Annotated in this window: 15 protein-coding genes and 1 tRNA gene; 2 read left to right on the top strand and 14 right to left on the bottom strand. The window is 65.0% G+C overall.

Annotated features, from left to right (window positions below; all coding sequences use genetic code 11):
• Position 1 precedes the first annotated feature (1 nt).
• Positions 2-77: transfer RNA gene (locus ACYVAQ_RS15845), tRNA-Lys, on the top strand.
• A gap of 136 nt (positions 78-213) precedes the next feature.
• On the opposite strand, the gene ACYVAQ_RS15840 is transcribed toward ACYVAQ_RS15845, so the two are convergent.
• The 6 genes from ACYVAQ_RS15840 to ACYVAQ_RS15815 all read right to left on the bottom strand — a co-directional run bounded on the left by ACYVAQ_RS15840 (position 214) and on the right by ACYVAQ_RS15815 (position 2497).
• Positions 214-723 carry a hypothetical protein gene (locus ACYVAQ_RS15840; protein WP_460791379.1) on the bottom strand — a complete coding sequence of 170 codons (510 nt, stop codon included), beginning with the start codon at positions 721-723 and terminating at the stop codon, positions 214-216.
• A complete protein-coding gene (locus ACYVAQ_RS15835) occupies positions 720-929 on the bottom strand; it encodes a hypothetical protein (protein ID WP_460791378.1) in 210 nt (69 codons plus the stop codon). Before ACYVAQ_RS15835 ends, ACYVAQ_RS15840 begins: the two co-directional genes overlap by 4 nt.
• Positions 926-1186 (bottom strand): hypothetical protein, encoded by a 261-nt coding sequence (locus ACYVAQ_RS15830; protein ID WP_460791377.1) that lies wholly within the window; start codon positions 1184-1186, stop codon positions 926-928. Before ACYVAQ_RS15830 ends, ACYVAQ_RS15835 begins: the two co-directional genes overlap by 4 nt.
• Positions 1183-1542 (bottom strand): hypothetical protein, encoded by a 360-nt coding sequence (locus ACYVAQ_RS15825; RefSeq protein ID WP_460791376.1) that lies wholly within the window; start codon positions 1540-1542, stop codon positions 1183-1185. Before ACYVAQ_RS15825 ends, ACYVAQ_RS15830 begins: the two co-directional genes overlap by 4 nt.
• A gap of 212 nt (positions 1543-1754) precedes the next feature.
• A complete protein-coding gene (locus ACYVAQ_RS15820; protein ID WP_460791375.1) occupies positions 1755-2042 on the bottom strand; it encodes a hypothetical protein in 288 nt (95 codons plus the stop codon).
• Positions 2039-2497: a DUF4262 domain-containing protein gene (locus ACYVAQ_RS15815; RefSeq protein ID WP_460791374.1), complete on the bottom strand. Its 459-nt coding sequence runs from the start codon at positions 2495-2497 to the stop codon at positions 2039-2041. Before ACYVAQ_RS15815 ends, ACYVAQ_RS15820 begins: the two co-directional genes overlap by 4 nt.
• A 72-nt stretch (positions 2498-2569) precedes the next feature.
• On the opposite strand from ACYVAQ_RS15815, the gene ACYVAQ_RS15810 reads away from it, so the two are divergent.
• A complete protein-coding gene (locus ACYVAQ_RS15810) occupies positions 2570-2899 on the top strand; it encodes an HNH endonuclease (protein ID WP_460791373.1) in 330 nt (109 codons plus the stop codon).
• 17 nt (positions 2900-2916) lie between these two features.
• On the opposite strand, the gene ACYVAQ_RS15805 is transcribed toward ACYVAQ_RS15810, so the two are convergent.
• From ACYVAQ_RS15805 to ACYVAQ_RS15770, 8 genes are all read right to left on the bottom strand, one after another.
• Entirely contained in the window at positions 2917-3939 is a 1023-nt protein-coding gene (locus ACYVAQ_RS15805; RefSeq protein ID WP_460791372.1) for an AAA family ATPase, read from the bottom strand.
• Positions 3940-4199: 260 nt separating this feature from the next.
• On the bottom strand, positions 4200-4454 hold the full coding sequence (locus ACYVAQ_RS15800) for a hypothetical protein (RefSeq protein ID WP_460791371.1): 255 nt from the start codon (positions 4452-4454) through the stop codon (positions 4200-4202).
• Positions 4455-4456: 2 nt separating this feature from the next.
• On the bottom strand, positions 4457-5401 hold the full coding sequence (locus ACYVAQ_RS15795) for a DUF6744 family protein (RefSeq protein ID WP_460791370.1): 945 nt from the start codon (positions 5399-5401) through the stop codon (positions 4457-4459).
• 345 nt (positions 5402-5746) lie between these two features.
• The gene (locus ACYVAQ_RS15790) at positions 5747-5923 is read right to left on the bottom strand and encodes a hypothetical protein (RefSeq protein ID WP_460791369.1); all 177 of its coding nucleotides are present in this window, start codon (positions 5921-5923) and stop codon (positions 5747-5749) included.
• 13 nt (positions 5924-5936) lie between these two features.
• The gene (locus ACYVAQ_RS15785; protein ID WP_460791366.1) at positions 5937-7502 is read right to left on the bottom strand and encodes a hypothetical protein; all 1566 of its coding nucleotides are present in this window, start codon (positions 7500-7502) and stop codon (positions 5937-5939) included.
• Positions 7495-7674 (bottom strand): hypothetical protein, encoded by a 180-nt coding sequence (locus ACYVAQ_RS15780; RefSeq protein ID WP_460791362.1) that lies wholly within the window; start codon positions 7672-7674, stop codon positions 7495-7497. The genes ACYVAQ_RS15785 and ACYVAQ_RS15780 overlap by 8 nt, the downstream gene beginning before the upstream one ends.
• Entirely contained in the window at positions 7671-7814 is a 144-nt protein-coding gene (locus ACYVAQ_RS15775; RefSeq protein WP_460791358.1) for a hypothetical protein, read from the bottom strand. Before ACYVAQ_RS15775 ends, ACYVAQ_RS15780 begins: the two co-directional genes overlap by 4 nt.
• 144 nt (positions 7815-7958) lie before the next feature.
• Positions 7959-9179, bottom strand: a complete 1221-nt coding sequence (locus ACYVAQ_RS15770) for an AAA family ATPase (RefSeq protein WP_460791355.1) — start codon at positions 9177-9179, stop codon at positions 7959-7961.
• Positions 9180-9219: the final 40 nt, after the last annotated feature.

Below are 9219 nucleotides of genomic sequence, written 5' to 3'. Positions count from 1 at the left end.
TGCGCCATTAGCTCAATTGGCAGAGCAGCTGACTCTTAATCAGCGGGTTCGCGGTTCGAGTCCGTGATGGCGTACCAAAGAGGGCCTCTCACCTGGGAAAACAGGCGGGAGGCCTTCGAACATTTCATGAGCGACTTGCCGGTTACTCGCCACTTTCACCAGGAGGTGCCGGGATCTTCCAGGACTTCGAGCTCGTCCTCGTGGTAGTGAAGGTCATGCCCATGGGCCCGTGTTCGATCCGTCCAGGTCCGGGTGCTGGATCGCGACGTTGAAATCGAACTGGAAGCCGGGCCGGCGGATGATCGTCGCCCGCTGGACGTACTTGTGCTGCATCACCAGCTGTTGGGCGGCCTCAATCTCACTGGCGTTCCCAGCGGAGACGCGGCAGGTGAAGTTGGTGTCTCGCGTGACCCACAGGCCAGCGGCTCGCCAGACGTCCAGCGTGTCCGCTACGGCTCTCATCGCCCGATGCTCCGGCGTCGGGGTCATCATGGGCGGAACGTCGGCGGGCACGTAGAAGTCGACCTCGATCAGGTACGACTCGGCCATTGCGGCAACGCCCGTCACGACACCAAACGGGTCGATCTCCACGACATCCCCTGGCGCCAGCGGCACGAAGAAGGCGTGGCCCATCAGCTCCTCTTGGGTGCCACCAAAGTTGGTCGACTCGATGTCCTCCCAGTACGCCTGGTCCAGGCCCGGGTACTTCAGGGTGACGGTCACTCGATCTCCATCCACTCGCTCTCCCAGCGCCTCATCACGCGGGGGTTCTGGTACTCAGCCGGCACGCGCTCGTCGTCGATGACGGCCTGGGCATCTTCTTGCGAGGTCTCGATGGTCCAGGTGCGAGTGATGCCATCTCGTTCGGCGAGGACCCCGTAGAGCCAACGGCCGTTCTGGAGTACCGCGGCGATCTCCTGAGATTTCATGAGCCCTCACCGGACCGTATGCGCGGCTTGCAGTACGCCGGTCCTGCCGCCGTCGAATGCTCGGAGCACCAGCCGTCGGGCGTCATCCGACACGACGCGTTGGCGATGTCAAAGACGTTCCCCAGCACCGGCCCAACACTCAGCGGGATCGCGGTCCAGGTGCCGTCCATCCACTCCCAGCGGGTCGGCATGTAGACGGCGGGACGATCCTCAACAACGGCGATGTCACCAGGTCGGTAGGTGGACGAGGCGCTCATGACTCGCTCTCTTCGCTCGGGGCGGCGGGCCGTATGCGCGACCAGACTTCATCGGCAGCGCGGCCCAGCAGAGCGCGCAGCTCCTCGCGCAACTGGTCCCTCTCGACCTTGAGTCGCCCGGCGTAACTCGCCATGTCGACCGCCAGATCGCCGGTCGGCTCGCTGTTCAGCGCGTAGTCCCTGAGGTGGTAGGCGACGTGCTCCTGGGCCTCGTCACGCTCCTTCTCGGCCTGGGCCAGCGCAGCCATCGCTGCGTTCTCGTCGAAGACGTAGCAGCGGGTGCAGGTGAACCGCTCGGCCCCTTCGCCTAGGACGTGCTCGCCGTACTCGCCCTCGCGGCTGATGCAGGTGCTCACGACTCGCCCCCCTTCGCTCGGAGCGGCGGACCGTATGCGCGAGACGATCAGCGATCCGGTCGTCGCGTTGGCGAGTCGCCGGGAGAGCAGAAGTCCTGCGTGGTTCTCGCATACGACTGTGCGCCAGGAGCCTCCGTCGACGTTGAACACGATGGGCTGTCGGCAGCGCGTCGACGTGGCGCAGCGTGGCGCTTCCTCGGTCGAATGGTCGGTCATCGACTCGCCCTCTCGTTCGCAGCGAGGATGTGCCGAAGGTCCCGGGCCACGTCAGGCAGACCGAACGCCACCTCGTTCGCGTAGTTGCTGATCTCTTTCCGCAGGGTGTCGAGTCGTGCTCGGTTCGCGATGTTGAGCTCGGTCATCTTCCGCTCGGAAGCCTCTGCGTTCTCCAGGTCCTGCTGGAGTCGTCGGATGTCGCCGAGGTCCGGCGGCTCGATGTGCAACTTGTCGGTGCAGGCCGGGTCAAGGTAGTCGATGTCGCATTCGCACTGGTCGGTCATTCGTCCTCCTCGTCGTAGGGATCCCAGGCATCCTCGGGGATGACCGGGAGCAGGGGCTGGGACGACGTACGGCCACGCAGGGTGTCGGGAAACTCGCCGGCCACGTCGGGCAGCAGGGCCTGGAGTGCCCGGAACGGCCGTTGCCACTGAAGGATCGCCGCGTCGAGGTGGCCGGTGTAGGCCTCAATGAACCTCACCTGCATGCCAGCGACCAGGAACGATTCGCCCGATTCGAGTCCGATCACGTCGTCGACCAGGCAGATCTCGTTCAGCAGCTTCGTGGCCGCCTCTCCCTCGATGCCGGTGATGACGATCTCCGGGCGGTCCTTCATGTACCGGCCGACGGTGTACGCGTACGGCGCCGGCACCCTCTCGGTGGCCGGCGAGAGCACCACGGCATGCCCGTGATCCAGGATCGCATTGAACGTCAGGTCCTTGACCTCATCAATGCCCATGCCCTTCCTCCACTCCATAACTTGAGTGTCGCAGGTCGAATAGATGATTAACGCTCCTTCAGGTAGGTGTTCGTGGCTGACGACATTCCGGCATCAGTTCGTCGAGAGGTTGCTGCGCGCGACAACTGGACTCTCGAAGGCCAGGCGGCGTGCAGGGTATGCGGGCAGTGGCTGGAAACCCCAGGCCTCCACCACATCCGATTCCGCAGTCAGGGCGGGCTACACGTTCCGGAGAACCTGGTGACGGTCGGTTGGGCGGTCGGTTCGTGCGACTGCCATCTGCGGATCGCCCACGGTCAAAACGCCCGTTACTGGCGGGACATCCTGCTGGCGATAGCCGGCCGGCCGGAGCTCACTGCTCTGCAGGTGCACCGCTGGTCAGAAACTCGACCACGGCAGTGACGTCGCCCGGATCCGGGTCATCCATCCATCCTTGCCCGGATGTCCAGTTCGTGGCTTGCTCGACGGCGCCCCAGGTCAGTGAGCCGACGGCCTTGGCCGGTCACCTCTATTAGATTCCGGCGCAGCAGCTGCTGCTCGTGGTGTCGGATCGGGCCCGGCTCCCCCAGGTTCGCCCGCAGGGAGTCGATGGACTGGGTGTTGTTGGTGGCTGCCCGCAGCAGCATCAGGATCTCTCGGGCGATCAGCGTCAGCCCGTCCTTGGAGACGCCGGCCCACTCCAGGGCCTTGTCCAGGTTCGGGAAGGTGTCCGGGTACGCGTACGCCAGATCACGGACCTGGGTGAGGATCTGGCGCATCACCCGCGGGTTGTTGTCGGAGGCACCGGCCACGATCTCCAGGTGCCCGGTGTCGAGACCCCCGACCCCCATCCGGCCGGCGAGGTTCTCGGCGATGAGGGTGCCCTCCTCCGCGCTGTACGGGTGGATGGTGGGCTGGATCATGAACCGGCTGATCAGCGTCTCGGGCAGCTTGCCAACGTCCGTTGTGGCGCCGACGACGGTGATGTTCGGCATCCGCTCGGAGCCGGCCTTGGTGTAGAGCTTGCCCTCGGTCATGAACGGCAGAAGCCAGTCGGCTCGGTTCTTGTTGCCGTTGACCAGCAGGTGGATCTCGTCGATGAACAGGACGTCGCGGTCCTCCATCGACATCATCAGCCGGCGCGCGTCCTCCAGCGTCAATGGACCCGTGGTGCGGACCAGGCCCACCTCCGCCTGGAACGCCAGCAGTGTGGCCAGGGTGCTCTTCCCGACGCCCGCGATGCCGGAGGCGATGAGCGTGTGCTCCATGCGAGCCTTGCGGGCCTTCGCAGAGGCCGCGGTGACCATCAGCTGCTCCTTGGCCTTCTCCTGGCCGATGAAGCCGTCCCAGTCGTGCGGGTAGTCGGTGCCCTCGAAGATCTCCTCTCCGCGCTTCGGTGCGATGGTCTCGTCATCGGCCACCGTGCTTGCCAAGTACTTGATGTACTCCAGGGCTAGTGCCATCGAATCTCCTTACTGCGAGAGCCAACGAGCGACGAGTTGGGCATCTGCCGGGTCGGGCACGAGACCGTTTCCAGCGTGGTGCGTCGAGACAAACGAGTCCTTTCCCCAGCGGACAATGACCAGCACGTTGCCGCCACGGACCGAGGGCTTGACGTCGACCACTTGGCCCCGACTGTCCGAGACTGGGTCGATGACTCGATCGCCCGCCTTGTAGCGGAAGTCAAGGGTGCGCCAGGGATCTTCGTAAGTTCGAGTGTGATTCATCGCCGCCTTCTGTCTAGTGGATCGGCCTCCCCCCGGGCATGCCAGTACTCGATCTCGACGAGCTGAGCCGCGAGCTGGAGACGGGCCGACAGGAGTAGAAGCTCTTGGTTGATGCGGGCGTTCTGCTCACGCACCTTGCCTGGGGGCTTGTTGCTGACCGCATTCCTGTCCTCGTGAGCCAAGCCGTCGAGACTCTTGACGAGTGCCTCGACGTCGACCAGTGCGCTCTTGACCCGGGACAGGTCGATCATGGTTACCCCTCGCTAAGCATCTTCAGTTGCATGGCAGCGAGGGCCTTCTGTGCGATCTCGCTGTGCGCTGCAGTGAGATCCTGCGTCACGTCGAGAGTGATCATGTGTTCCTCGGCGTTCTGCAGCACCTCAGAGAAGCGTGCAGCCATCTTCGCGTACTTGGCCGCACTGATCTTCCCGGGACTGGCCACGGCCTCCTCGATCTGCTTGGTGAGTTCCTGAAGTTGGCCCACCGCCTCGCGCTCGAACATGCCCGTCAGCATCTTGCGTTGCCGCTCGATGTTCGGGATGGGGATCATGTCCATGTGGCACCCGCCCCCCAGACGGTTAACCAACTCGGCGAGGCGGTGGAGTTCGTCGTCCCGGCTGTGGTTCACGTAGTAAACCCCGGGCTTCATCTCAACGCAGTTGAGATGCTTGAGGTAGCCACGCACCATGGCCCGGATCTTCATGTTGTCCAGGTAGGCGCAGTGGTAGTTGTAGCGGGCCACCATCTTCTGGGCGGCCAGTCGGACGTGCTCGATCTCCTCCGGTTCCAGCAGGTCGCCCCGGATGGGGTGCACGAACTGTCCGCCGCGGTTGAACTGGCAGTTGATCGCCTCGGCGTGCGTCAGCTTCCGGTTCCTGGCGTCGCGGATCTCCCGCACAATGGATCGGATGATCTGGTCACCGGTGGTGCGGACGTCCCGACAGAGCAGGATCCCGGTCCGCTGCCCGGACATCGGGTATCGGAGTCCGTCGAGCTCCTTGGTGGCCTTTCGGAAGGCGTCGTGCCGCTTGTTCTCCTGGGGGATGAACGCGCGGTTCAGGTCGAGCTCGGTGAACCACTTCTCGATCTCGGGCAGTGTGACGGGGTGGTCGTAGATGGTGAAGAAGACGATCCTGCCCAGCAGGATGTCGGCCGGCAGATCGCCGATCTGGTCCAGGTAGTCCTTGATGTCGGACATGGCAAAGCTCCCTCCAGAGCTGGGGGCGGTGTGAGGGGTCGCCCGAGAGGACCCGAGAGAGGGGGTGGCGCTGCTTAGAGGGGCACGAGCGCGTACGAGAACATGCTCGGACCCGTGAGGAAACGGACGATCGAGTCGGGATCATCGGCATGCCAGGTGGCAAGACCATTGATGCCGTAATGGTTCAAGAGGTCGGCCGAGCTAGTTGCCCTCGCTCCGAGATCAGCGGCCGGGCCCGTGGCCGGATCGAAGCACCACCAGGTGTTGAGGTCTTCCACGCTGCGATGGATCCACCAACAACCATCCGCGTCGACGAGGCAGCCTCGTCGGTGAAGTCGCTGATCTCTACCACTGGCCCGGGTCGCGCGGCTGGTAGTAGTAGGGGGTCAGCAGCCACCGGACCACGCTCTGCGCGTTGTCCGGGTCAGGCGCACCACCAGCCTGGCGGCCGTCGATCCCGTACTCGCGGCACAGGGTGTCAAGCCCCTCGTCGAATCCGTCGTCGTCGAACTGGCCGTCCACCAGGGTGTACAGGTCAGATGAAACGCCAGAGGCTGTCGACATCGGAGGCCTTCGCGGTGAGGTTGTTGACGTTGATGATCTGGGTGCACAGCGAGGACATCGCCGACTTCCAGCCGTCGTCCGACCGGGCGCCGACACGGATGCCGTAGCACTGGACGTCGAGGTCCTGGCAGTCGGCCTTCCAGCGAGCGATGAACTCGTCGTCCACGTGGCACTCGTCGTCGGTGATGAACACAACGTCTGGCCGGCGCATCCCCTTCTCGGCGTACTCGCGGCAGATGCCCATGGCGTCCGTCAACGGGCGTTCGTAGCTGGTGCCGCCGCCGAAGAAGTGCTCCACGAAGCCGGTCACGTCAGCCACGTTGGCGTCGCCCTTCTCGAAGGACGTGTGCCAAACCTGGCCATGACTGGAGAACCCGATGTAGTGGAAGTCCCGCTTCCCTCGCTTGGCCTGGTCGGCCAGTGCCAAGGACACGGCCTTGGACCATGCCTCCCGGGTGTTGCCGGCCTCGTCGAGACCGCAGCCCATCGAGCCCGACTCGTCACAGACCACCAGGATCGGGCCACGACCGGCGTGGTCGTTGCCCCGGACCTTCCACTGGACGAGCTCCTGCTTGGCGTACCGCAGCCAGAACAGGTCCTCCAGCTCCGGGATCGCCATGTGGGTGAGCTCGCTGGCGGTGATCTTGCTGAGATCGTTGCCGATCTCGACGTCGTAGATCTCGGCCGGAGAGCGGGTGACCTTGCGTCGGCGCTCGGCGTCGGCGTGCTCGCGGAACTGGCCCACGAGATCGGCCAGGCGCTTCATCTTGTCGCCGTCGAGCCGACCGACCAGGGCCTGCCGCTCCTCGAACGACATGCGCTTCAGGTCGCCATCCTCAACGCCATAGGCGCTGGCGGCGTCGGCCTGACGGTCGAGCTCCTTCTTGGCGTCGGAGAGCCCGCGGCCGGCTGCCTCGCTGAGCTCCTCGCCCTTGGCCTGGGCGTCGCCCTGGGCCTTGGCCAGACCCTGCATCGCCTTCTCAAGGCCGTCGGCGGCCTGCTCCTGGCCCTGGCCGTTCTGCATCGCCTCCTGGGCAGCCTTCAGCATCTCCTGGAGCAGCTGCTCGGCCGCCGCCATGGCGTCGAGCGCGTCCTGCAGGTCCTCGAAGGCCTTCCGCATCCGGTCCTTCATGGTGGCGATGGCAACGCCCGTTGTGTACTCGTCGTACCGGGTGTGCTTGCGGACGTGCTGGAGGTCCTCCGCCTCGTCCATGCCCTTCACGATGGCCCACTGGGGCCGGTACATCGGCTCGATGCCCTGCGGGTCGATCATCCGCGGGTCGCCCTTGTTGAGCATCCGGAACAGGTCCTCGTACGCCACGGGGGACGTCGGGAAGTCCTTCTCCAGGTCCTCGACCTGCTCGCCGATGAACGGCAGCTGGTCGGCCAGGTACTCCCAGGCCCGACGGTCGAAGGCGTCGCCCTTGATGGAGTTCTTCTCCGTGGGCGGCACCCACGGCTTCGCGGCCTCGCCTTCCTCGGTGAAGAGGTTGCCACGCTTCGCGCGGCCGATCAGCCTTTCGAGGCGGTCACTCATTGAAGTCCTCCTTCTTGCCGCACTCGGTGCAGCGCCCCGTCTCGGGGTCGATCGAGCAGTTCCAGCCCATGTCCAGGCAGGACTCGCTGGACTCTCCGCGGGTGAGGTACGGCAGGAACGCCTCCTCGTTCACGGTCGCCGAGTAGGCGAATCGCTCATCGCGGCTGCTCATAGGCCCCACTCCTTCTCAGCGTCGTAGTCCGCGTAGTCCCAGTCGCCATCGGCGAGGGCCTGCGCGGCGTCGATCGCCTCTTGCTTGCTCTCCGCCTCGACAGAGGCGTACTCAGTGCGCTTGACCACGTACTTGGCCATGTGTTCTCCCGGTGTTGATGGGAAGGGTGGAAACCCGGTCGGCGCAGGTACGCCTGCGCCCGAAAGGTAGAAAGCGGTCATGAACGTCCTTCGAGGCCACCACCATGCAAAGACCTCGTTGACGCCGACCGGGTAAGACGACGGTCAGTCGCGTCCGAGCAACTGGCGCTTGGTGATGGCGATGTTGTCGTCGTCGTCCATCCCCATCATCTCCCGCAGGTTGCGGACCATCAGGCGGTCGAGGTTCCGGATGACGGCCTCGACGTCGGCCGGCAGGTCGCGACCGGCGGCCTCGGCCTCCATGCGCAGCGTGGTGATGTTGTCGTTGGCCCGCTTGAGCTTGCTGGTGACCTCGATGGCGTGGTGGTTCCGGACCTCCGCGGGCTGGTCGACGCGCTCGTCGATGCCCTCCTCGACCTCGTTCAGCGCGTCCTTCAGCCGCAGGATGGTGTCGTAGTACGGGTTGCTCGCCGTCTTGCAGAGGCGCTCGACCTTCTCGATCTGCTGCGGGGTGTCCCACAGCGTGTAGGTCAGGACCAGCAGGTCGTTCTCGTTGGTCTCGGAACGCCCGTTGAGGAACGCCTGGGCCTGGAGGGCCTTCATCGAGGTCCGCCAGCGCCGGTCGGACGGGCTCATCCCCTCACGGGCGAACGCCTCCTTCAGGCCGGCGACGCCGTCGAGGGTGGCCTGGCTGATCTTGATGGCCGGGATGACCTCGTCCACGACCTGCTTGAAGTCGGTCCACTCGATGGTGGTCTCCGGCTCCGACATGTCGGAGGTCAGCATCGCCTTGAAGTTGTCGGTGTCCTGGATGTAGTCGACGAGGACCTTGAACAGGAGCCGGTCGGCGAGCGCGGCGTTGTCGTCGGACTCGTCGGTCAGCATCTCGTTCGAGCCGGTGAACGCGGTGCTCAGCGGTGCCGGGTGAGCGGAGTTCCCCTCGTCGTCGACCTCGTGGTAGATCCGCTCGTTGAGCAGCGCCAGGAGGTCGTGACCGAGGATCGGGCTGGCCTTGCCGATCTCGTCCAGGAAGATCAGCTCGCTCGTGGTGGCGAAGCCCTTCCGCTTGAGCTTGTAGTCGCCGTTCTCACGGAACGCCTTGATGTCCAGCGGGCCGAGGACCGCCTCCGCCGGCCGCGTCTTGGAGAGCGCGATCTCGAAGTAACGGGCGTTGATGAACGCCTTGGCCAGGGTGCGGAAGAACAGCGATTTCGCGGAGCCCGGGGCGCCGAGGGCGAAGACGTGCTCCTTGGTCAGCAGCGCCAGGATCGACGCCTGGGTGAGGCTCCTGCGCTCCAGGAACGTGGCGTTGAGCTCGTCAGCCAGCGTGTTCAGCTGGACCGCAACGGGGTGGGCGTTGCCCATGGGTGCCTCCTATAGGCATTCGAGGCCGGCTCCTATAGCC

The sequence above is a fragment of the Nocardioides maradonensis genome, assembly GCF_054777115.1.
The sequence above is the reverse complement of the archived record's forward strand: the minus strand, read 5'-3'. Positions and strand labels throughout refer to the sequence as shown.